Origin of the sequence: Pseudomonas sp. L5B5, from assembly GCF_020520285.1 — a bacterium.
GTDB lineage: Bacteria > Pseudomonadota > Gammaproteobacteria > Pseudomonadales > Pseudomonadaceae > Aquipseudomonas.
This window is the reverse complement of sequence record NZ_CP084742.1, coordinates 2196249-2217019: the sequence shown is the minus strand read 5'-3', so window position 1 is coordinate 2217019 and position 20771 is coordinate 2196249. Positions and strand designations below refer to the sequence as shown.

Sequence of the window (20771 nt, the reverse complement as noted above, 5' to 3'; positions counted from 1 at the left end):
CGTTCAACGACTTCCGAAATTGCCTGCAACCATAACAACGGCACCAGGAGCGTTACTCATGGGTTCATCGACAGCCGGGCAGGGCGCCGGGCAACTGGAGACACGTGGTATCGAGCCGGTTCCCGAGGCAGAGTGCAACGGCCACCCGCTGCAGCTGTTCTGGGTCTGGTTCGCAGCCAACATCAGCATTCTCGGCCTGCCGCTCGGGGCGACGCTGGTGGCCTTTCGCGGCCTGTCGATCTGGCAGGTACTGCTGGTGGCGATCCTCGGCTCGGTAGGCTCGTTCGCGGTGGTCGGCCTGATCTCGGTGGCTGGCCGACGTGGGCGGGCTCCCAGCCTGACCCTGTCCCGGGCGATCTTCGGGGTGCGTGGCAACATCGGCCCGACCCTGGTATCGATGCTGTCCCGGGTAGGCTGGGAGACGGTCAACACCACCACGGCAGCCTTCGTCCTGTTGTCCCTGAGTTCGATCCTGTTCCAGACCCCGGCCTCGGCCAAGGATGCCCCGCTGCTGACGCTGTTGTTCATTGCCATCTTCGTGCTGCTGACCTTGAGCGTTTCGGGCCTGGGCCATGCGACCTTGCTGCTGATCCAGAAGTGGGCGACCTACGGCTTCGGCGCGCTGAACGTGCTGGTGGGCGGTTTTCTCTGCGCCACCATCGACTGGACGGCGGTGTTCAGTGCCGCCCCTGCGCCATTGAGTGCCGTACTGATCGGCATTGGCACCATGGCCGCGGGTACGGGCATTGGCTGGGCCAGTTCCGGGGCCGACATGTCGCGCTACCAGCAGCGCTCGGTCAGTGCCGGCCGCCTGGTGGCCTCGGCGGCCTTCGGCGCTGGTATACCCCTGGTGCTGCTGATCACCCTGGGCGGGCTGTTGTCGGTGGGCAACGATCACCTGGCCTCGGCGGTGGATCCGATCATTGCCATCCGCGACATGCTGCCGACCTGGATGGTGGTGCCGTACCTGGTGGCGGCCTTTGGCGGGCTGCTGCTGTCCAACAACCTGTCGGTGTATTCCGCCGGTCTTACTGCGCTGACCCTGGGGCTCAAGGTCAAGCGGGTCTATGCGGTGCTGGTGGACATCGTGGCGATCTTCGTCGGCTCGATCTACTTCATGCTGATTGCCGACAGCTTCTACGGCCCCTTCATCAGCTTCATCTCCCTGTTGGCGGTGCCCATCACCGCCTGGGTCGGAATCTTCGTGGTGGACCTCATCCACCGTCACTGCTACAGCGCGGCCGACCTGCTGGATGTCAGCCCCGCCAGCGCCTACTGGTACCAGGGCGGCATCGAGTGGCGGGCGTTCGGCGCCTGGCTGCTGGCCATTGTCCTGGGCTTCTCCTTCACCAGCATCGGTACCACGGCCGAGGATGTGTGGTTCGCCGGGCCGCTGGCCGATTCCTGGCTGGGCCAGAATGGCCTGGGCTGGATTGTCACGTTCCTGGTGGCGGGCGGCGGGTATGGCCTGCTAGGTGGTGCCCGGGATCGGCGCGCAGGTTTTGTCGAGAAGGCCAATGCCTAGGTTGCTGCATAGCGGACAGGTCATTGTCGATCTGGTGATGCCCGTGGAGTGTCTGCCGATACCGGGGGGAGAAGTGCTTGCCGAGTCGGCGCATTTTGACGCCGGGGGTGGTTTCAACGTCATGGCTGCGGCGGCGCGTAACGGTCTGTCGGTGGTGTACCTGGGGCGCCACGGCCAGGGGCGTTTCGGTGACCTGGCACGCGAGGCGATGCAGGCCGAAGGCATTCAGATGAGCCTGCCTTGCAGCCCGGGTGCCGATACCGGGTTGTGCGTGGTGCTGACCGATGCCAGTGGCGAACGCACCTTCATTTCCCATATCGGTGCCGAGGGCGAGCTGTCGGCCCAGGACCTGGCGCAGGTCAGGGTTACCGCCGAGGATTTCGTCTATGTCAGCGGCTACAGCCTCTTGCAGGCGAGCAAGGCGCGGGCCCTGCTCGACTGGTTGCTGGACCTGCCGGCCATGTTGCCGCTGATGTTCGACCCGGGGCCGCTACTGGCTTCGGTGGAACCAGCGTTGCTGGCGACCTTGCTGCCCCGGGTGGATATCTGGAGCAGCAACCGTGTGGAGGCGTTGCAGTTTACCGGCTGCGAACACATTGCCGCGGCCCTGGAGCAACTGGCCGTGCGCTTGGCACCCGATGCCCTGGTGGTGCTGCGCGATGGCCCCCGGGGGTGCTGGGTAGGACAGCAGGGACGGCAGGTCCTGGTTCCCGGGTTTGCAGTCGAGGTGCTGGACAGCAACGGTGCCGGCGACGCCCATGCCGGGGTGTTCATCGCCGCGCTCGCCGCAGGTCTCGACCCCCTGGCGGCAGCACGTCGGGCGAATGCCGCGGCGGCCCTGGCGGTGACCCGCCGAGGGCCGGCCACGGCCCCCGGCAGCGCCGAAGTGGATGCCCTGCTGGAGGTTGGCTGAGCGTTTCAGCCCGCCTTGCGCAGGGCCTCGATCAGCTCTTGCTTGCGCATGCGCGAGCGCCCCGCAATGTTCTTCACGCGTGCCTCCTGCATCAGGCTGTCCTTGCTCTGGGTGGCCAGCGATGCGCTGCTGTTGCGCGCGTGGCCCTGGCGGCTCGCCGCTGCCCGGCGTGCCGAATCGCTGCGGGCCCGGGCCTTGTCCACCGGGCTCTTGTCCCTGCCGGAGCCACCGGCCCGCTCGCCACCGCCGGACTGCTTGTTGACCGTGGCCCAGGCCCGGGCTTCGGCGAGTTCCGGGGGCAGGCCGCGTTCTTCGTAGCTGGCCTCGATGGCCGCTGCCTTGCGACGCTGTGCCGGGGTGTACTTGGCTTTGCTTCCTCGAGTCATGGCGTCTCTCCTCTGGGGTCCTGGCGAGCAGGACGGGTTGGCTTGAAGCAAGGATGACCTGTTACTGGCTGCTGCCTTCGGAGCCCGAGCCGCCGGTGGTGGTCTTCGAGCCGGTGCCGGTCTTGCCATTGTCCGGCGTTGTGGAATCCAGGGTGCCGGCACCGCCCTGGCGCCCACTGTCGTTACCCTGGATGCGTGGATCGGTGCCGGTGGCCGGTGGCAACGAACCTTCATCCATGGTTGGCGGGTTGATGTTGATCTTCGGTGAGCCTTGGGTGGCTGGGGATTTCGGGCCTTCCACCGGATTGGTGGGGCCGGTGGAGCCTGCCAGCGCCACGCCGGACAGTAGCCCGGCCAGGGCCAGGGCAGTGAGTTGGACCTTGATCATGGTGTGCCTCCATTCGTTAGAGTCGCTACCTGATATTGGTCTGTCCGGGCATGTCGTTGGTGCCGGGTGAGCGACGAACGGTGTCAGGTGCTCTGGGCCAATGGCGGGTAGCGATGCCGCCACCCAAGGCGCCCGAGGCTGACCAGCCAGTTCAGCACGGCGACCGCCAGGACGGTGAGCAGCAGCGCCTGGATGCCGGATTCGACAATGATCTTGCCCGCCAGCCAGGGAAACCCGAAGACCCCGATGAAGTAGGACAGGCTGAACAGCAACAGTGCCTGGGAGGTACAGCCGGTGGGTGCCTCGTTGGCGGCCTGGCCGTTGATCACCGAATAGGTCAAGCCGTAGCCGACACCCAGCACCACGGCGGCCAGCAGATAGCTGGCATTGCCGTCGACGCCGAACAGCAACAGCAGGACCGACACCACCATCAGCCCCGACAGCAGGCAGGCGGCCCGGTACGGATCGCGCTTGACCACCAGGCCGGCCACCAGCATTCGGCTAGCGATGGCGGCGCTCATGAATCCAATGAAAAACAGTGAATAATCGACGCCTCGCGAGGGGCCGTAGCTGGTCTGGAAGCTCGACAGACCCGCAAATACGCTGCCCCCCAGGCCCACCATCAGGATCGGGAACACTGCCCTGGACCTGAGCACGCGAACGCTGTCCGCCCAGCTGATCCGTGCGGCCGTGGTGCCCAGAGGGCGAGAGTGACGTTGCAGGCGACTGGCCAGGCGCCAGAAGATCAGCACGCCCAGCAGGCTGGCTGCCGCAGCGATGAAAAAGGCACTGCTCAGCGGGTAATCCAGGGCACTGGCCAGGCGTCCGAGCAGCGGGCCCGAACCAATGCCGCTCATCATGCTGCCCGAGAGCAGGGCAAAATAGCGGGCTCGCTGTGCAGGTTCCACCAGCATGGCGACGATGATTGGCCCCAAGGTGTAGAACACGCCCCAGCCCAACCCCAGGACCAGGCCGAAACCCAGCAGGGCGGGACCGACCCCGGGCGTCAGGGCGAAGCCCAGGCTGGCCACGACCAGCAGGCTGCCGAACAGGGCCACTGAACGGGCGGCACCGAGCCAGTCCGAGAGGTGTCCGGAGCCGATCACGGCGACGAAGGTGCTGATCATCGCTGCGCTGATCACCTGGCCTGCATCATGTTCGTTGCCGCCGTGGCTGCTGATCAGCAGTGACAGGAGGAAGGTCGAGCCATAGGACAGGGACAGCAGGTAGCTGCCCAGGCAGAACAGCCCGAACAACGGGCCGGCAATCCGGTTGGCGGGGGCCGTGCAGGGGGGCATGAAGGCGCCTCTTTATGCTTGTGGTTAGCGAGGCTTTCTACCATGGCGGTGGCGGGTGTTGGTTGCATTCCTCGATGCCTCAGGGTTAGCCAGCAGTGGAGTAAGGCGGCGGGCTACTGGCCGATTTCTTCCAGCAACTCCTGCCGGAAGCGCTCAAGGCGTTCATGTCGGACCTGGGCCAGGCGCCTGCCGGTAGGGGTCTGGAATCCCTCGGCCAGGTGCAGGAGCTTGCTCTGGAAGTGATCCAGGGTGAAGCGCGAGTCATCCAGTTCGCGCTGGCTGGCGCAAGGGTCGGTCGGGTCATACAGCGCGTGGCCCAGGCGCCCCGAAACGTAGAAGGTGCGTGCCACGCCAAGCGCGCCCAGGGAGTCGAGGCGATCGGCATCCTGGAGGATTCGTGCTTCCAGGGTGGCAGGTGTCAGCCCTGCGGAAAAACTGTGGGTGGCGATGGCGTGGGCAACTGCTTCTATATCGCTGGTGCTCCAGTGCAGGTCGGCCAGGATCTGTCGTGCCCGCTCTGCCGAGAGCCGGGAAGCCTGGGAACGTAGCGGCGAGCTTTTTTCCACGTTCACGCAGTCGTGGAGCAGGGTCGCGGCCAGCAGCAGGCGCAGGTCGCCGCCTTCCTGCGCGGTGATACGCCGGACATTGCTCCACACCCGATACAGGTGGGACAGATCGTGGGCACCATCGTCGTGGGGTTCGAAGGCATGGGGCAGGAGGGTGGCGGCGAGGGGCTCCAGGGGGGCGAAAGTCATGGATGCAGGTTCCAGGTGGCGGTTTGGTCGTCACTCTAACCTCTGGCTTCGGTGGCGATAAGCGTCGAGGGCTGGAACGGATCTTGAAGCCACGGATTGCCCTGGCTGTGCAAATGCCCGTGCATGTCTTTTGGCTGTCGTTCTAATATGGCGACCTGATTCCGCCATGAGAACCGTCGATGACCGTCGAAATCCGTCCTGCGCTGCCTAGCGATGCCCCACAGATTCTTGCGTTCATCACTGAACTCGCCGACTACGAACGAGCCCGTCACGAGGTGATCGCCGGCGTCGCCGACATCGAGCGCAGCCTGTTCAGCGAAGGCGCCACGGCCCATGGCCTGATATGTCTGCGCGAGGGCGTGCCGATCGGTTTCGCGGTGTTCTTTTTCAGCTACTCCACCTGGCTGGGCAGCAACTGCCTGTACCTGGAGGATCTCTACATCACTCCGGAGCAGCGCGGAGGCGGTGCCGGCAAGCAACTGCTGCGGCATCTGGCGCAGATTGCCTGCGACAATGATTGCGGGCGCTTCGAGTGGAGCGTGCTGGAGTGGAACGAACCAGCGATCCAGTTCTACAAGTCGCTGGGTGCACAACCCCAGGAAGAGTGGGTCAAGTACCGCATGGATGGCGAGGTCCTGCGGGCATTCGCCCGCGGTTGAAGCAACCTGCGGCCCGCAAGGGGCCGCAGGAGCCTGATCCTTGCCGGGTCAGGCCTTGAGGGTCGCCATGTCGATCACGAAGCGGTATTTCACGTCGCCCTTGATCATGCGCTCGTAGGCCTGGTTGATCTGGCGGATATCCAGCATCTCGATATCGCAGCTGATGCCGTGTTCGGCGCAGAAGTCCAGCACCTCCTGGGTCTCGGCGATGCCACCGATCAGCGAGCCGGCCAGCACTCGGCGGCCCATCACCAGCTTGCCGGCGTGCAGCGCCGGGTCCACCGGTTCGATCAGGCCCACCAGGATGTGCACGCCGTCAAAGCGCAGGGTATCGAGGTAGGGGTTGAGGTCGTGGGCCACCGGGATGGTGTCCAGGAGGAAGTCGAATTGCCCGGCCGCGGCCTGCATCTGCGCCGGGTCTGTGGACACGATCACGTGATCCGCGCCTTGTTGCCGGGCTTCCCCGGCCTTGCTCGCGGAGCGGGTGAACAGGGTCACTTCGGCCCCCAGGGCCTTGGCGAACTTGATGCCCATGTGGCCCAGGCCGCCCATGCCGAGAATGCCTACCTTGTCCCCAGCCTTGACGCCGTAGTGCTTGAGCGGCGAATAGGTGGTAATGCCAGCGCAGAGGATCGGCGCGGCGCTGGCCGGATCCAGGGACTCGGGGATGCGCACCACGAAATGCTCGCTGACCACGATGCTGTCGGAGTAGCCGCCCAGGGTGTTGCTGCCATCGATCCGGTCTGGCGAGGCGTAGGTCAGGGTCGGACCCTGCAGGCAGTACTGTTCCAGGTTGGCCGCGCAGGCCTCGCACTGGCGGCAGGAATCCACCATGCAGCCGACGCCGACCAGGTCGCCGACCTGGTGCTTACTGACATTGGCACCGATGGCGGTGACCCGGCCGACGATTTCATGGCCCGGCATCAGCGGGTACACGGCGATGCCCCATTCGTTGCGAGCCTGGTGGATGTCGGAGTGGCAGACGCCGCAGTAGAGGATCTCGATGGCCACGTCGTCCGGGCGCGGGCTGCGCCGCTGGAAGCTCATGGGGGCGAGGGGAGTGGTGGCCGACTGGGCGGCATAACCGATGGCGGTGTACATGGTGGACCTCGCAAAGCGCTGACAAGTGAGGCGGCGCATTGTCGGCGCCAGACTTGCGGGCAACCATGGCGATTCCTCGGCATGTCATGCCTATTCCTCCGCCATCGACGGTTTTCACGGGGCATTGGCCAACGGACCTGCGATGATGCTGGCATCCCCTCCCTTGCATGAAGTTTCCCCACATGTTGTTGACCCGCCATCTGGACGCCAATGCCCCCCTGGTCGCGCTGCTCGAGCCCCTGGCCAGTCGTGAGGGCTTCGCCGCTACGGCCTTGCCCGGGGTCCAGGTGCTGCGAGCCAGCCGCGATGTGGCCCGGGGGCCGCAGATCTACGAGCCGAGCCTGATGATCATCGTCCAGGGCAGCAAGCTGGCCTACCTGGGCACCAGGACCCTGGAGTACGGCGCCGGGCATTACCTGATCCAGGCGTTGTCGGTGCCGTTCGAGTGCGAAACCTTCGCCTTGCCCAACGCGCCGCTGCTGGGAATCTCCATTGGTATCGACCGCGCCATGCTGAGGGAACTGGTGCTGGCCATGGGCATCGGTGATGGGCCCGCAGCCGCGGCGCAGACCCTGGAGTCCATGACCTCGGTGGTCCTCGACGACAGCATGCGCGGTTGTGTGGAGCGCTTGTTGCGCTGCCTGCACGATCCCCTGGAGTGCAAGGTCATGGGGCCGGCGCGGGTCCGTGAGCTGCTGTTCGCTGCCTTGCGCGGACCCCAGGCCGAAGCCTTGCGGGCACTGGTGGAGCAGCAGGGGCATTTCGCCCGGGTCGCCGCCTCGCTCAATCATTTGCACCAGCATTACACCGAGCCGTTGAACGTCGAGACCCTGGCCCGTTGCGCCAATATGAGTACCTCGACCTTCCATGAGCATTTCAAGCGCAGCACCTTGTTGTCGCCGGTGCAGTACCTCAAGCGCCTGCGGCTGCTCAAGGCCCAGCAGCTGTTGCTGGGTGAGGGCCTGGGCGTGGCCCAAGTGGCCCATCGTGTGGGGTACCAGAGCACCTCGCAATTCAGCCGCGAGTACAAGCGCTACTTCGAGCGCAGCCCGGGGGATGAACGCGTGGCTTGAACGCTGGAAAGAAAAAGGCCCCCATATGGGTAGTGCCGTTCAGTTAAGGAAATGGTAGGAGCGAGGCTTGCCCGCGATGGTCTTCAGAGCGCCGCGTTTATCCAGTAAACACGCGCTACCGTTAACGACCATCGCGAGCAATCGAGCGTCGACCGGCTGCTCCTACAGGGGATCACCTTGCTTAACTGAACAGCATTACCCCATATGGGGGCTTTTCGCAGGGCGTCGACTTACATGTTCGGGTAGGTCGGGCCGCCGGAGCCTTCCGGGGTGACCCAGGTGATGTTCTGCGCCGGGTCCTTGATGTCGCAGGTCTTGCAGTGCACGCAGTTCTGCGAGTTGATCTGGAAGCGCTTCTCGCCGTCTTCCTGGGTGACCACCTCGTACACACCGGCCGGGCAGTAGCGCTGGGCTGGCTCGTCGTACAGCGGCAGGTTGCGGCCCAGGGGGATGCTCGGGTCGGTGAGCTTCAGGTGGCAAGGCTGTTCTTCTTCATGGTTGGTACCGGAGATGAACACCGAGCTCAATTTGTCGAAGCTCAGCTTGCCGTCGGGTTTCGGGTAGTCGATCTTCACGCAGTCCTTGGCCAGCTTCAGGCAGGCATAGTCCGGCGTGGTGTCATGCAGGGTGAACGGCATCTTGCCGCCGAGGATGTTCTGGTCGAACCAGTTGAAGCCGGCACCGAGGATCGGGCCGAACTTGTGCATGGCCGGGCCGAAGTTGCGACTGGCGAACAGCTCTTCATACAGCCAGCTGGACTTGAACGAGTCGACGTAGCTTTTGAGCTCGTCGGCGCCTTCGGAACCGGCCAGCAGCGAGTCGGCCACGGCGTCGGCGGCCAGCATGCCGGACTTCATCGCGGTGTGGCTGCCCTTGATCTTGGCCACGTTCATGGTGCCCAGGTCGCAACCGATCAGCGCGCCGCCCTTGAAGATCATCTTCGGCAGCGAATTGATCCCACCCTTGGCCAGGGCGCGGGCGCCGTAGCTGATGCGCTTGCCGCCTTCCAGGTACTGCTTGAGCACCGGGTGGTGCTTGAGGCGCTGGAATTCATCGAACGGCGACAGGTAGGTGTTGGCGTAGGACAGGTCGACAATCAGGCCGACCACGACCTGGTTGTTTTCCAGGTGATAGAGGAAGGAGCCGCCGGTGTTGTCGGTGCTCATGATGTCCAGCGGCCAGCCGGCGGTGTGCACCACCAGGCCTGGCTGGTGCTTGGCCGGGTCGATTTCCCAGATTTCCTTGAGGCCGATGCCGTAGTGCTGGGCGTCGGAGTCGCTGTCCAGGTTGAAGCGCTTGATCAGCTGCTTGCCGATGTGGCCACGGCAGCCTTCGGCGAACAGGGTGTACTTGCCGCGCAACTCCATGCCAGGGGTGTACATGCCGTCCTTGGGATGGCCTTCACGATCCACGCCCATGTCGCCGGTGAGAATGCCGCGGACCACGCCGTTTTCGTCGATCAGGGCTTCCTGGGCGGCGAAGCCTGGGTAGATCTCCACGCCCAGGTTCTCGGCCTGCTGGGCCAGCCAGCGGCACAGATTGCCCAGGGAGATGATGTAGTTGCCTTCGTTGTGCATGGTCTTGGGCACAAAGAAGTCGGGAACCTTGGTGGCGGATTCACCACTGCGCAGGACATAGATGTCGTCGCGGGTGACCGGGGTATTGAGAGGGGCGCCCAGTTCCTTCCAGTCGGGGAACAGCTCGTTCAGGGCCCGTGGTTCGAACACCGCGCCGGAAAGGATATGAGCACCGACCTCGGAGCCTTTTTCAACGACGCAGACGCTGATTTCCTTGCCGGCTTCGGCAGCCTTCTGTTTCAGGCGGCAAGCGGCGGACAAGCCTGCGGGGCCGGCACCGACGATGACCACGTCGAATTCCATGTATTCGCGTTCCACTAGGCTATCTCCTACTCAAGGCTCAACGGTTTTTTTCTAATTGGAGGTCTGGCGTTGCATCCCGCGTTCTCCCATCGCAGATGGGGGGAGAAGGGAGGACGGCCGACCTTTCTCTCTGGGCGGCGCATTATATCTACACCACTCTCAGCGTCCAATACAAACGTTTGTTTGAAATTGCCGCAGGCCAGGTAAAACAAAGAAGCGCGGCTTATGAACGACCATTTTGCCGTATTGACCGGAAAAGGTGTTCCGGTCAAGATACGGTCGGTTTTGCGCTCGCCGTAGGCTGACTGTTGGTTTCAAGAGCACCTCTAAAGACAGGGCAAAGGCAGTGAAGGTGACGTGCCGCGCAACTTGAAAGTGCGCAGTTTACACGCCGCGATAATGAATGACTTGTCGGTCACCACTGACGAATGGTCATCGCCCCGTGAGCAAGGTCAACCTTTGTGCGCCGGCGTTTTTGGAGGTGCCCTTGTGCCGATGAGCATCAACCGCCAGGTTCTCGCCTAGGCGACTTTCTTTTCACCGGAGAGTAACGAGGAATCCATGAAGGTTCTTGTAGCTGTCAAACGAGTGGTCGACTATAACGTCAAGGTTCGCGTCAAGGCGGACAACTCCGGCGTCGACCTCGCCAACGTCAAGATGTCGATGAACCCTTTCTGCGAAATCGCAGTGGAAGAAGCCGTACGCCTGAAAGAGAAAGGCGTGGCGACTGAAATCGTCGTCGTCTCCATCGGTCCTGCTACTGCTCAAGAGCAACTGCGTACCGCCCTGGCACTGGGTGCCGATCGCGCGATCCTCGTCGAGTCCGCTGAAGAGTTGAACTCCCTGGCCGTGGCCAAGCTGCTCAAGGCTGTGGTCGACAAGGAGCAGCCTCAACTGGTGATCCTGGGCAAACAGGCCATCGACAGCGACAACAATCAGACCGGCCAGATGCTGGCGGCCCTGAGCGGTTACGCCCAAGGCACCTTCGCCTCCAAGGTCGAAGTGGCTGGCGACAAGGTCAATGTCACCCGTGAAATCGACGGCGGCCTGCAGACCGTTGCACTGAACCTGCCGGCGATCGTCACCACCGACCTGCGCCTGAACGAGCCGCGCTACGCGTCTCTGCCGAACATCATGAAAGCCAAGAAGAAGCCGCTTGAAACGCTGACTCCTGATGCTTTGGGTGTTTCCACCGCCTCCACCAACAAGACCCTGAAAGTCGAAGCGCCGGCTGCACGCAGCGCGGGCATCAAGGTCAAGTCGGTGGCTGAACTGGTTGAGAAACTGAAAAACGAAGCGAAGGTAATCTGATCATGACTATCTTGGTAATCGCCGAACACGATAACAAGGCACTGGCCCAGGCCACCCTTAACACCGTTGCCGCTGCTGCCAAAATCGGTGGCGACATTCACGTGCTGGTTGCCGGCCAGGGCGTTGGCGCCGTGGCCGAGGCCGCTGCGAAAATCGCTGGCGTGGCCAAAGTGCTGGTGGCCGACAATGCCGCCTACGCGCACCAACTGCCGGAAAACGTAGCGCCGCTGGTAGCCGAACTGGGCGCTGGCTACAGCCACATCCTGGCTGCCGCCACCTCCAACGGCAAGAACATCCTGCCGCGGGTTGCCGCCCAGCTGGACGTCGATCAGATCTCCGAGATCATCTCGGTAGAAAGCGCCGATACCTTCAAGCGTCCGATCTATGCCGGTAACGCCATTGCCACCGTGCAGTCCACTGCTGCAGTCAAGGTCATCACCGTGCGTTCCACCGGCTTCGACGCCGTTGCCGCCGAAGGTGGTTCGGCTGCGGTGGAAGCCGTTGGCGCCGCCCACGATGCCGGCAAGTCGAGCTTCGTTGGCGAAGAGCTGGCCAAGTCCGATCGTCCTGAGCTGACCGCTGCCAAGATCGTCGTTTCCGGCGGTCGCGGCATGCAGAACGGGGACAACTTCAAGCACCTGTACGCCCTGGCCGACAAGCTGGGCGCGGCAGTCGGCGCATCCCGCGCTGCAGTCGACGCAGGCTTCGTGCCGAACGACATGCAGGTCGGCCAGACCGGCAAGATCGTTGCACCGCAGCTGTACATCGCCGTCGGTATCTCCGGCGCGATCCAGCACCTGGCAGGCATGAAGGACTCCAAGGTGATCGTCGCGATCAACAAGGACGAAGAGGCTCCCATCTTCCAGGTAGCCGACTACGGCCTGGTAGCGGACCTGTTCGAAGCCGTCCCCGAGCTGGAGAAGCTGGTCTAATCCGGCTGCTTCACTTATAAAGAGCCCGGCCTTCTGGCCGGGTTTTTTTTGCCTGTCGTTTATCTGGGGAGTGATGTCATGGATCTGCGCCGCATGTGTGGCTGGCCAGTGCTGTTGGGCCTGACGCTGTTGCCCTCGCTGGCGCTGGCGGTGGGCAAGTGCGAGCGCCTGGTGGTCACGGGCAGCCCCGATGCACCGCCCTACCTGTGGCGCGACCCGCAGGACCCCAAGCACCTGATGGGTGCCAGTGCCGACCTGTTGCAGCAAGTGGCGGGAGAGCTGGGGCTCAAGATCGAGGTGCTGTACGCCGGCAAGCGCTCCGAGGCACTCGAGGAGGTGCGTGCCGGGCGCATGGACATGCTCGTCGACGCCCCGTTGACCCTGAGCGAGCTCGAATCCCTGGACTACATTCATCCCGCCCTGGTGCAGAACGATTACCTGGTCTGGACTCGCAAGGAGTCGAGCCTGGGTTATCTGCAGTTGGCCGACCTGCAGGGGCACCCGGGAGCCGTGTCGGAAAAGGCCCGCCTGACCCAGCCATTCCAGGCCCTGGCCAAGGAGCATCTGCAACTCAAGCGCCTGCCGAACCTGACTCAGGTGTTTCAGAAGTTGCTGCTGGGAGAAGTCGACTATGCGCTGGCGCCACGCTATGCCGGCATGACGATGGCGCAGTCCCTGGGAATGGCTGCCGACCTGGTGGCGTTTCCCCAGCCCATCGACAAGCCGGGCCTGTTTCTGGCGTTGTCCCACAACTCGGCCTGCAACGACCCATGGTTGCGCGGACAGCTGGCCAAAAAGATGACAGAATTGCCCGCGTCCGGTCTGACGGAGGTCTTGTTGCAGCGCAATCTCGAGCGTTGGAAGGCCCAGTTGCAGCAACCCGTCAGCAGCCCCAAACCGTAGGAATCTCGTGTGATTATTCGACCTCTTTTTGCTGCCCTGGCCCTGCTGGCCATGGCGGGTTGTGCCACTGATCCGGCACCCAGCGAGCAAATGCGCCTCACTGCCCGGGCGCTGGAACAGGCCAAGGCCGTTGGTGCCTCGGCCGAGGACGTGCCGGAGTTGAAGCTGGCCGAGGAGAAGTTTTCCCGGGCCCAGGGCAACATGCAGGATGAGTCCTACAAGAAAGCCAGGATGCGTGCCGAGCAGGCCGAACTGGATGCACGCCTGGCCGAGGCCAAGGTCTTGACCCAGAAGAGCCAGGAACAGGTGAACATGCTCAATACCCGCATCGCCCGCCTGCGCAAGCAACTGGGGGACGCCCAATGAAGATGTCCAGATGTGTATTGGGTGCTGTCGTGCTGCTGTCCGGCGCGAGCCTCATGGGGTGTGCAGGCCAGCACAGCGAAGAAGCGCTGCAACAGGCCAGCAACGACTTCCAGAAGGTCAAGGAAGACTCCAATGTTCTGCGGATCGCCCCCAAGGATGTGATCCGCGCCGGGGAGTCCCTGGCCCGTGCCGATCGCCTGTCCAGCTACTGGGGCAGCGGCAGTGACGTGGAGCACTACGCCTACCTGAGCCGTCGCTACAGCGAGATCGCCCGCGAGCACACCGAGCAGGCGCTGAACCAGGAACGCGGGGCCAAGCTCGAGCTGGAGCGCCAGCGCCTGCAACTGGCCCTGCGCGAGGCCAAGCTGCTCAGCGTGCAGCAGCAGGGCAAATGGCTGGAAGAGCAGATCCTCAACATGGCCACCACCCAGACCGATCGTGGCCTGGTCATGACGCTGGGGGACGTGCAGTTCGATACCGGCGAAGCAGAACTCAACAACTCGGCCAACCGCACCGTGCTCAAGGTAGCCCAGTTCCTCCAGCTCAATCCCAAGCGTGTGGTGCGCATCGAGGGTTACACCGACAACACCGGCGAACAGCAGGGCAACCTGCAGTTGTCCCGCGATCGGGCCCAGGCGGTGGCAGACGTGCTGGTGGACCTTGGTGTCGACGAGAAACGCATCCAGGTCGAAGGTTATGGCGACGACTATCCGGTGGAGGCCAACGCCTCCGAGCGTGGTCGGGCGCAGAACCGGCGGGTGGAGATCGTCTTCTCCGACGAGAAGGGGCAGCTCGGCGCTGCGCGCTGATCACACGCTGATCCCTGGAAAACCCGATGCCTGGCCGGCGTCGGGTTTTTTTATGTCTGCGTGAAGGTAGGTAAAAAACCTGCTGCGGTGCTTTTCACTGGCCGGTGTACTCGACTATTGTGGAAACTGTCCCAGTACACTTCTAAACTGTGCCGGTATTGTTTCACACAAGAATAAAACACCGTGAAATCGGGTGCTGCGCAATGACCAATCTCTTGCTCTATCAACGTATCGCTCAGCAGCTGGCTGAGGATATTCGTCGTGGTGTCTATCAGCCGGGGGAGCGCGTACCGTCGGTACGCAAGATGAGCTCGCAGCTCAACGTCAGCCATGCCACGGTGCTCCAGGCCTATGCCAACCTCGAGGACCAGGGGCTGATCCGCGCGCGGCCCCAGTCGGGCTACTACGTGCACCAGACGCCGGCGCTGACTGCGCCGACGCCGGACATCGCCCGGGTCGAGCGTCCGGGGCTGGTCACTCGCAGCAGCATCATCCAGCAAGTCCTGGTGGAGTCCCGGCGCGAAGGGGTCTTTCCCCTCGGGGCAGCGGTGCCCAGCGTCGACTACTTGCCGGTGCGCGCACTGCACCAGCAGTTGGCCAAGGTCACGCGTTTCCATAGCCCACGGGCATTCAGCTACATGTTCAGCCCGGGTTTCGAGCCGCTGCGGCGCCAGGTGGCGATCCGCATGCGCGATGCCGGCGTGGTGGTCGACCCTTCCGAGGTGGTGATCACCCACGGCTGCGTCGATGCGCTGCAGATGTCGCTGCGAGTCCTCACCCGGCCGGGCGACCTGATCGCCGCCGAGTCGCCCACCTATTATGGATTGCTGCAATTGGCCGACCTGCTGGGGCTCAAGGTCATCGAGATTCCCAGCGATCCGGCCACCGGCATGAGCCTGGAGGCCCTGCAACTGGCAGCCAACCAATGGTCGATCAAGGCCCTGGTGCTGACCACGCGCCTGAGCAACCCCCTGGGCGGCACGATGCCCGAAGAGCGGCAGAAGCAGTTGCTGCGCCTGGCTTCGGACTTCGATATCCAGGTGGTCGAGGATGATATCTACGGCGAGCTGATGTTTGAGGTTGGCCGCACCAAGGCCCTCAAGGCCTATGACCGCCTGGACCGGGTGATCTACTGTTCCAGCTTTTCCAAGACCCTGTCGCCCGGCGTGCGCATCGGCTGGATGATCGCTGGCAAGTATCAGCAGGAGATCCAGCGCCTGCAGACCTTCAGCACTCATTCGGCGTGCAGCGTGACCCAGATGGCTGTGGCGGCCTACCTGGAGAACGGCGGATACGACCGCCACTTGCGTTACATCCGCCAGGAGTACCGCAAGAACCTCAGCGCCTTCCAGTTGGCGGTCCAGCAGCATTTTCCGGAAGGCACGCAAATCACCCGGCCCACTGGCGGCTTCATCCTGTGGGTCAGCTTGCCGGGGCGAGTCAATACCCAGGAACTGCATGTACGAGCCTTGCAGCAGGGCATCAGCATCGCGCCGGGGCTGATCTTCAGTAACACCGAGCAGTTCAACCACTGCATACGCCTGAACTGCGGCACTCCGTGGAACCGCGAAGCCGAACGGGCGCTGATGACCCTGGGCATGCTCGCCAGCCAGTTGTGCCAGGAAGCGGCCGGCGGTTTCTAGCCAATGCGCTCCCCATGCTTGTCATGGGGCGTGCAACAAGCGAGCATAGAGGCATCTTTTCTCGATTTGCCTGTCTTTATGAAAGCCTTTTTTCCTGCCATCTGGTTATGTGCCTGCCTGCTGGGAGTTGCTGCCGCCACATCAGTGCAGGCCGCTCCGGCCGCTGAAAAATCTGCAGCCGGCGCCACTCGTTCGGGGCAGTCGCCAGCTGCCAGCAAAGCTGCAACCAGCAAGACGCCGGCAAGCAAGCCCAAGGCTTCGAAGAGTGCCGGCAAGGCCAAGGCTTCCAAGCGCAGCGCCAAGGCCGCCCCCAAGTCCAAGTGGGCCTACCAGGACATCAAGACCCCGCTGGTCAGCCCCAAGCTGGACTTGAACCTGCCAACGGAAATGGTCAGGCACCTGCAACCCATCGGTGCCACGCCGCTGCCCAAGCGCGAGCCGTTGCTGCCGCCGATGTTCGGCGAGAAACCCAAGGAAAGCAGCCCGTTCCAACTTAACGGTCGCCTGCTCAGCAACGAAATGCAGTTGCAATTGCGCAGGGAAGAGCGTCGAGACATCGAGGGCGCCGCCCTGGATTTCGAGTTCAAGCAATAAATTCTTGTGCATCCTTGTGACCGTCCTGGCCGACACTTTGTCGGAGACTGATCAGTCACGCACGGTTGTGCGTCAAATCCGTTCTTCGAGTAATTTTAAACGGCTGTTTTAGCGGTTACTCTTGTCCGGCGCCATCCAACACTTTGCTCGTCGCGAGGAGCGTTTCGTCATGAACTGCCGTGAAGGTTGTGGCGCTTGCTGCATTGCCCCTTCCATCAGTACCCCGATTCCCGGAATGCCCCAAGGCAAGCCGGCCGGAGAACGATGCCTGCATCTTTCGGTCGAACACCTGTGCGGCCTGTTCGGATTACCGGAGCGCCCGGCGGTGTGTGCGGCGTTCATGGCAGATCCCGAAGTGTGTGGCGAAAGCCGTGAGCAAGCCATCCGCCTGATCGGTTGGTGGGAGCAAATGACAGCGGCTTAGGTTGTTCTCAATGAACGGAACTTCAACAATAAGGAATAAGACAATGGGTTCGCTGCATCGAATTGCTGTTATCTGTGGTTTAACCGCGCTGTTGTCGGCAACGGCCCAGGCCGAAGACTGGCAAACGGCCAAGGACGAAGACGGCATCAAGGTGTCCTTGAGCGAAGTGGCCGGTTCCAAGTACAAGGCCTACCGCGGTGTCGCCACCATGAAGACCTCCATCGCCAAGCTCCGTGCACTACAGGAAGATGCGGCTGGAGCCTGTGCCTGGATTCACGAGTGCAAGACCCAGAAGCTGCTCAAGCACGAGGGCGACCAGAGCTGGACCTACACGCAGTTCAACGCGCCGTGGCCAGTCACTGCCCGCGACTCGGTCCTGCACATCACCACCAGTGAAGGCGCCGACGGCAGCCTGACTCGCAAGCTCGAGGGGTTGCCGACCTATATCCCCGAAGAGAAAGGCTTCGTGCGTGTGGCCCAGGTCCAGGGCTACTGGAAGTTCGTACCCAAGGGCGCCGACCAGGTGGAAGTGACCTACCAGGTCCATACCGAGCCGGGTGGCAGCGTGCCCTCCTGGCTGGCTAACAAGTTCGTGGTCGAGGCGCCGTTCAACACCCTCAAGGCACTCAAGGCTCGCGCCGAGAAGCCTTGACCGAATTGTTCCACCTGCCACTCAAGGCCGCCTCTGGGCGGCCTTTTTCATGGGTGGTTGCCGATCCTGCGGTGGAACGTTTGCCAGTGCCTCAAGGTCCAGATTATGTAGGCCCACTCACGGGGCTATCGAGGAGGCATTGATGCAAAAGTGGCAAGTCACTTTCGTTGATGATCATGGTGTCCAGTCTGTCGAGCACTTCGATTGCGAACAGCAACCGACACTGGAGCGCGCTGCGCAGCTGGTGCGGGCCCGGTTGCTGCCAGTGAGTGCCGAACTGGACCTCAACGACCTGGAGGGGCGTACCGATGCGCCTACTCTCAAGAGCCTGAAAGAGCAGAACAGCATTCAGATTCTGAGCATCTCGCCGATCCAGTAAGTAGCGGCAATGGCACCGGCCACGATTTCTGGCGGCGTCCAGAGGTAGGCGCTAATCTGCAAGCAGGGTCAGCGAATTCTTCACCAAGGCCTGATCTTGCCAGCTCCATGTTTGTTTCCTGTCGACTCTCCCTGGGTCGTGACGTCGGTCTGTTTGGCCTGCAATTCGGGAAGCACGGAAAGTCTATCCATCGGTTTGAGGAGGACGTTTCATGAGCACAGCCTTTCAAGAAGACATCAGCAGCAGTGTGCTGCGCCGCATGAAAGAAGGCGGTTTCGATTTTTCACGGTTTCATCCCATCGAGTTCTACGCCATTTTCCCGGATGAGGAGCGGGCGCGCAGGGCGGCAGGGCAGTTTCGAGGAGAATCCTTGAATGCCCAGGTCAGTCCCCGTGATGATGGCGCCTGGTATCTGGAACTGAGCAAGGTGATGTATGCCACGCATGGTGGCATCGGGGATTTCGAACAGGATTTCGAGGCAGTGGTCGAGCCTCTGGGTGGCATCATTGAAGGCTGGGGTGTGAAACATGAGGTACGCGGGCGCCTGATATAGCCCGTCAATCGCGACAAGGCAGATGATTGGCCAACCTCCGGGTTGGCCAATTGCATTTCAGGGAGCGGCACAGCAAAAAAAAGCCACCCGGGAGGGTGGCTGAAAGGGAAGACCGGTCAGGAGAGGGAACCGGTCGGGAGAGCCCGGACTCGGTTGTCATCGGTGTCATCAGGGTTGCAGTAACTTCATCAGGCGGTGAAGAGTGGTTCGATGGGGGCGATTATCTACCGGCATTCGCAGTGGGTGAAATCGACTCTGGCTATGCAGGTGATAGCCAGTCCCCTATCCAACCCTGGCGACCATGCAGGGCTGGTGCAAGGAAGCGCCCAGGGCTCGTGCCGATCGGTTATGCAGGAGCGAGGCTTGCCCGCGATAGACTTCAGAACGCTGCGTTTATCCCGTCAATACGCGCTAGCGTTAACGACCATCGCGAGCCATCGAGCGTCGACCGGCTGCCCCTACGGGGATCATCTCGCTTAACTGACTGGCATTAGGCGCTCAGGGTTGCTTGCGGCCGGCCATGTGGCGCAGGTAGCCCAGCAGCAGATCCAGCTCCGCCTCAGGCAGGACGCTGCTGCTGAACCCCGGCATTTTTGCCTGGGGCCAGCGCCTCAGGCTTTGCGGATCGCGCACGTAACGCTTGAGGAAGTCGCCGCTGAAGTACTCGGTGGGGTTGTAGGGCAAGTTCAGGTCGGGGCCGAACTGCGAATCCCCGGCGCCATTGAGCCGATGGCAGGCCAGGCAGTTCTTCTGGAACAGGGCAAAACCCTGGTTGATCGGGTCATCGGCTGCCAGCCCGGGGGCTGGTCTCAGGGCCGGGAAACGTTCGGCCACCGGTGCCAGGCGCTGGATCCGGGTCACCTGGAACGGCCACTGTTCGGGGCTGATGTGCCCGGCTGCGGGGTCCGTCCAGACCAGGTAGAAGGGGCCGGCGCTGGGCTTGTCGGCCGCCAGGGCCGGCCAGGGTTGGCGCGGGTCCTCCACGGCCAGCCAGGCCCTGGCCCCCTGGCGCTCGAGTAACGGAGCCGCGCTCAGCTCCGCGGCAAAACCGTCCAGGGCCACGGCCTGCAGGTGATCCTCGGCCTTCAGGCCCTTGAGCAGGCTGGCCAGCGGCACCGCCCGGTAGTGCATGTCGCGCTTGTAGGAGACGTCGTCCCGGATGGTGATGTCCCGAACATCGGGGTGCTCGAGCAGCGCCTGGGTCTGCCAGGCGTGGCTGCCGGAGCCCAGGTCGATCAGCAGTTGTGCGGCGTGCAGGGGCATGCTCAGCAGCAGGGCAGTGCAAAGGAACAGAGCTTTCAATTGATGGCCGTCGGATCGTCGTCAGTGGGTTCGTCGCCAGGAAGCACATCGTCGGGTCGCGACACGTGGTCGAACAGCGCGTCCCGGAGTTCTTCGTAGTTGCCGCCGTTCACGATACCGAAATAGCCGTGCTTGACCAGCGTGTCCTCGGCTTCCAGGGCGTGCTGGTTGGTGTCGCTGTAGATCACCACCGTGGCGTTGGGGTCCAGCACCATCTTGCGCAACTGGTAGGCCAGGCCCTCGGCGCTGATGCCGGTGCCGTCCTCGAGTTCGAGATTGACCTGCAGCGAGTTGTGCAGGTTGCCGGCAGCGAAGTCACTGTCGTTGCGCAGGTCCAGGATCAGCGCGCCGTCGTTGATTTCATCCACGGCGCGATTCACATCGATGATTCCGGCGCAGGCGTCGAAGGCGCTCAAGAGCGCGGCAAGTGCAATCCAATGGCGCATGAATCTTCCCCGTGATGTTCCCCAGGAAGACTGGCACACAAGTGCGTACCCCGGTAGGAACCGGGGACAATTTTATGACCTGCCGAACGAGCAGCCACGAATCAGCCGATCACTTTGGTGAGATTCGGCAAGATCAGCAGCAGCGTGGTTGCGAAGAGAATGAGCCCCGCCTGACGTACTTTCGAATGTTTGAACATGGCTGAATGCCTTTTGTTGTTATTCCTGAGCATCAATGCAAGCCGGTTCCTGTTTTTCACTATGGACCGGCCATGTTTCCTTTTTCTTACTTGTCCCAGTGCAAAACCCCTCTGGGACTTCCTACAGCTTCTACATTAGGGGCCCTGAATACCCTGGCTTAGATCCAATTCATATGAATTTATCGTCAAAACCGTTTTAAAAATTATAAATATCCCTCGACCCCGGGTGGCCACCCTTTGGCTAGACAGCTTGCGACCCTTCATCGGCCTATCCATTAGCTA

23 protein-coding genes are annotated in these 20771 nt (G+C 62.6%); 15 read left to right on the top strand and 8 right to left on the bottom strand.

Annotated features, from left to right (window positions below):
- The first annotated feature begins 58 nt into the window (after window positions 1-58).
- Complete coding sequence (locus LGQ10_RS09935; protein WP_058434131.1) at window positions 59-1525, top strand: purine-cytosine permease family protein; 1467 nt, start codon at window positions 59-61, stop codon at window positions 1523-1525.
- Window positions 1518-2438, top strand: coding sequence for a PfkB family carbohydrate kinase (locus LGQ10_RS09930; RefSeq protein ID WP_226525450.1), 921 nt, complete (start codon window positions 1518-1520; stop codon window positions 2436-2438). The genes LGQ10_RS09935 and LGQ10_RS09930 overlap by 8 nt, the downstream gene beginning before the upstream one ends.
- A 5-nt stretch (window positions 2439-2443) precedes the next feature.
- Here the strand turns inward: LGQ10_RS09930 and LGQ10_RS09925 are convergent, their stop codons facing one another.
- The 4 genes from LGQ10_RS09925 to LGQ10_RS09910 all read right to left on the bottom strand — a co-directional run bounded on the left by LGQ10_RS09925 (window position 2444) and on the right by LGQ10_RS09910 (window position 5265).
- On the bottom strand, window positions 2444-2824 hold the full coding sequence (locus LGQ10_RS09925; RefSeq protein ID WP_226525449.1) for a Rho termination factor N-terminal domain-containing protein: 381 nt from the start codon (window positions 2822-2824) through the stop codon (window positions 2444-2446).
- A 61-nt stretch (window positions 2825-2885) separates the two neighbouring features.
- A complete protein-coding gene (locus tag LGQ10_RS09920) occupies window positions 2886-3212 on the bottom strand; it encodes a hypothetical protein (RefSeq protein ID WP_058434128.1) in 327 nt (108 codons plus the stop codon).
- Window positions 3213-3295: 83 nt separating this feature from the next.
- Window positions 3296-4510, bottom strand: coding sequence for an MFS transporter (locus tag LGQ10_RS09915; RefSeq protein WP_226525448.1), 1215 nt, complete (start codon window positions 4508-4510; stop codon window positions 3296-3298).
- 113 nt (window positions 4511-4623) lie between these two features.
- Window positions 4624-5265, bottom strand: a complete 642-nt coding sequence (locus tag LGQ10_RS09910; protein WP_058434126.1) for an HD domain-containing protein — start codon at window positions 5263-5265, stop codon at window positions 4624-4626.
- Between the two features lie 179 nt (window positions 5266-5444).
- Between LGQ10_RS09910 and LGQ10_RS09905 the strand changes: the two genes are divergently transcribed.
- Complete coding sequence (locus LGQ10_RS09905) at window positions 5445-5924, top strand: GNAT family N-acetyltransferase (RefSeq protein ID WP_053157030.1); 480 nt, start codon at window positions 5445-5447, stop codon at window positions 5922-5924.
- 48 nt (window positions 5925-5972) lie between these two features.
- On the opposite strand, the gene LGQ10_RS09900 is transcribed toward LGQ10_RS09905, so the two are convergent.
- Window positions 5973-7025, bottom strand: a complete 1053-nt coding sequence (locus tag LGQ10_RS09900) for an NAD(P)-dependent alcohol dehydrogenase (protein ID WP_058434125.1) — start codon at window positions 7023-7025, stop codon at window positions 5973-5975.
- 182 nt (window positions 7026-7207) lie between these two features.
- On the opposite strand from LGQ10_RS09900, the gene LGQ10_RS09895 reads away from it, so the two are divergent.
- Window positions 7208-8098 carry an AraC family transcriptional regulator gene (locus LGQ10_RS09895; RefSeq protein ID WP_058434124.1) on the top strand — a complete coding sequence of 297 codons (891 nt, stop codon included), beginning with the start codon at window positions 7208-7210 and terminating at the stop codon, window positions 8096-8098.
- 230 nt (window positions 8099-8328) lie between these two features.
- Here the strand turns inward: LGQ10_RS09895 and LGQ10_RS09890 are convergent, their stop codons facing one another.
- Complete coding sequence (locus LGQ10_RS09890) at window positions 8329-9993, bottom strand: electron transfer flavoprotein-ubiquinone oxidoreductase (protein ID WP_226525447.1); 1665 nt, start codon at window positions 9991-9993, stop codon at window positions 8329-8331.
- A gap of 546 nt (window positions 9994-10539) precedes the next feature.
- Here LGQ10_RS09890 and LGQ10_RS09885 point away from each other — a divergent pair.
- From LGQ10_RS09885 to LGQ10_RS09835, 11 genes are all read left to right on the top strand, one after another.
- Window positions 10540-11289: an electron transfer flavoprotein subunit beta/FixA family protein gene (locus tag LGQ10_RS09885; RefSeq protein WP_185699531.1), complete on the top strand. Its 750-nt coding sequence runs from the start codon at window positions 10540-10542 to the stop codon at window positions 11287-11289.
- Between the two features lie 2 nt (window positions 11290-11291).
- Window positions 11292-12221: an electron transfer flavoprotein subunit alpha/FixB family protein gene (locus LGQ10_RS09880; RefSeq protein ID WP_226525446.1), complete on the top strand. Its 930-nt coding sequence runs from the start codon at window positions 11292-11294 to the stop codon at window positions 12219-12221.
- A gap of 78 nt (window positions 12222-12299) precedes the next feature.
- Window positions 12300-13124 carry a substrate-binding periplasmic protein gene (locus LGQ10_RS09875; RefSeq protein ID WP_226525445.1) on the top strand — a complete coding sequence of 275 codons (825 nt, stop codon included), beginning with the start codon at window positions 12300-12302 and terminating at the stop codon, window positions 13122-13124.
- A gap of 9 nt (window positions 13125-13133) precedes the next feature.
- Entirely contained in the window at window positions 13134-13490 is a 357-nt protein-coding gene (locus LGQ10_RS09870; protein WP_226525444.1) for a DUF4398 domain-containing protein, read from the top strand.
- On the top strand, window positions 13487-14299 hold the full coding sequence (locus LGQ10_RS09865; RefSeq protein ID WP_226525443.1) for an OmpA family protein: 813 nt from the start codon (window positions 13487-13489) through the stop codon (window positions 14297-14299). Before LGQ10_RS09870 ends, LGQ10_RS09865 begins: the two co-directional genes overlap by 4 nt.
- A 203-nt stretch (window positions 14300-14502) precedes the next feature.
- A complete protein-coding gene (locus tag LGQ10_RS09860) occupies window positions 14503-15942 on the top strand; it encodes a PLP-dependent aminotransferase family protein (RefSeq protein ID WP_226525442.1) in 1440 nt (479 codons plus the stop codon).
- Window positions 15943-16020: 78 nt separating this feature from the next.
- On the top strand, window positions 16021-16536 hold the full coding sequence (locus LGQ10_RS09855; protein ID WP_226525441.1) for a translation initiation factor 2: 516 nt from the start codon (window positions 16021-16023) through the stop codon (window positions 16534-16536).
- Window positions 16537-16705: 169 nt separating this feature from the next.
- On the top strand, window positions 16706-16960 hold the full coding sequence (locus LGQ10_RS09850) for a YkgJ family cysteine cluster protein (RefSeq protein WP_226525440.1): 255 nt from the start codon (window positions 16706-16708) through the stop codon (window positions 16958-16960).
- A 43-nt stretch (window positions 16961-17003) separates the two neighbouring features.
- A complete protein-coding gene (locus LGQ10_RS09845; RefSeq protein WP_058434118.1) occupies window positions 17004-17612 on the top strand; it encodes an START domain-containing protein in 609 nt (202 codons plus the stop codon).
- Window positions 17613-17754: 142 nt separating this feature from the next.
- Window positions 17755-17991, top strand: a complete 237-nt coding sequence (locus LGQ10_RS09840) for a hypothetical protein (protein WP_058434117.1) — start codon at window positions 17755-17757, stop codon at window positions 17989-17991.
- A 211-nt stretch (window positions 17992-18202) separates the two neighbouring features.
- Window positions 18203-18544, top strand: a complete 342-nt coding sequence (locus LGQ10_RS09835) for a ribonuclease E inhibitor RraB (RefSeq protein ID WP_058434116.1) — start codon at window positions 18203-18205, stop codon at window positions 18542-18544.
- A 498-nt stretch (window positions 18545-19042) separates the two neighbouring features.
- Here the strand turns inward: LGQ10_RS09835 and LGQ10_RS09830 are convergent, their stop codons facing one another.
- Together LGQ10_RS09830 and LGQ10_RS09825 are read right to left on the bottom strand one after the other, a co-directional pair.
- Window positions 19043-19846 carry a c-type cytochrome gene (locus LGQ10_RS09830; protein ID WP_226525439.1) on the bottom strand — a complete coding sequence of 268 codons (804 nt, stop codon included), beginning with the start codon at window positions 19844-19846 and terminating at the stop codon, window positions 19043-19045.
- A complete protein-coding gene (locus LGQ10_RS09825) occupies window positions 19843-20292 on the bottom strand; it encodes a rhodanese-like domain-containing protein (protein ID WP_058434115.1) in 450 nt (149 codons plus the stop codon). Before LGQ10_RS09825 ends, LGQ10_RS09830 begins: the two co-directional genes overlap by 4 nt.
- Between the last annotated feature and the right edge of the window lie 479 nt (window positions 20293-20771).

Coding starts and splice junctions, on each gene's coding strand:
- LGQ10_RS09935 (WP_058434131.1), top strand. CDS start 59: ATGGGTTCATCGACAGCCGGGCAGGGCGCCGGGCAACTGGAGACACGT.
- LGQ10_RS09930 (WP_226525450.1), top strand. CDS start 1,518: ATGCCTAGGTTGCTGCATAGCGGACAGGTCATTGTCGATCTGGTGATG.
- LGQ10_RS09925 (WP_226525449.1), bottom strand. CDS start 2,824: ATGACTCGAGGAAGCAAAGCCAAGTACACCCCGGCACAGCGTCGCAAG.
- LGQ10_RS09920 (WP_058434128.1), bottom strand. CDS start 3,212: ATGATCAAGGTCCAACTCACTGCCCTGGCCCTGGCCGGGCTACTGTCC.
- LGQ10_RS09915 (WP_226525448.1), bottom strand. CDS start 4,510: ATGCCCCCCTGCACGGCCCCCGCCAACCGGATTGCCGGCCCGTTGTTC.
- LGQ10_RS09910 (WP_058434126.1), bottom strand. CDS start 5,265: ATGACTTTCGCCCCCCTGGAGCCCCTCGCCGCCACCCTCCTGCCCCAT.
- LGQ10_RS09905 (WP_053157030.1), top strand. CDS start 5,445: ATGACCGTCGAAATCCGTCCTGCGCTGCCTAGCGATGCCCCACAGATT.
- LGQ10_RS09900 (WP_058434125.1), bottom strand. CDS start 7,025: ATGTACACCGCCATCGGTTATGCCGCCCAGTCGGCCACCACTCCCCTC.
- LGQ10_RS09895 (WP_058434124.1), top strand. CDS start 7,208: ATGTTGTTGACCCGCCATCTGGACGCCAATGCCCCCCTGGTCGCGCTG.
- LGQ10_RS09885 (WP_185699531.1), top strand. CDS start 10,540: ATGAAGGTTCTTGTAGCTGTCAAACGAGTGGTCGACTATAACGTCAAG.
- LGQ10_RS09880 (WP_226525446.1), top strand. CDS start 11,292: ATGACTATCTTGGTAATCGCCGAACACGATAACAAGGCACTGGCCCAG.
- LGQ10_RS09875 (WP_226525445.1), top strand. CDS start 12,300: ATGGATCTGCGCCGCATGTGTGGCTGGCCAGTGCTGTTGGGCCTGACG.
- LGQ10_RS09865 (WP_226525443.1), top strand. CDS start 13,487: ATGAAGATGTCCAGATGTGTATTGGGTGCTGTCGTGCTGCTGTCCGGC.
- LGQ10_RS09860 (WP_226525442.1), top strand. CDS start 14,503: ATGACCAATCTCTTGCTCTATCAACGTATCGCTCAGCAGCTGGCTGAG.
- LGQ10_RS09855 (WP_226525441.1), top strand. CDS start 16,021: ATGAAAGCCTTTTTTCCTGCCATCTGGTTATGTGCCTGCCTGCTGGGA.
- LGQ10_RS09850 (WP_226525440.1), top strand. CDS start 16,706: ATGAACTGCCGTGAAGGTTGTGGCGCTTGCTGCATTGCCCCTTCCATC.
- LGQ10_RS09845 (WP_058434118.1), top strand. CDS start 17,004: ATGGGTTCGCTGCATCGAATTGCTGTTATCTGTGGTTTAACCGCGCTG.
- LGQ10_RS09840 (WP_058434117.1), top strand. CDS start 17,755: ATGCAAAAGTGGCAAGTCACTTTCGTTGATGATCATGGTGTCCAGTCT.
- LGQ10_RS09835 (WP_058434116.1), top strand. CDS start 18,203: ATGAGCACAGCCTTTCAAGAAGACATCAGCAGCAGTGTGCTGCGCCGC.
- LGQ10_RS09825 (WP_058434115.1), bottom strand. CDS start 20,292: ATGCGCCATTGGATTGCACTTGCCGCGCTCTTGAGCGCCTTCGACGCC.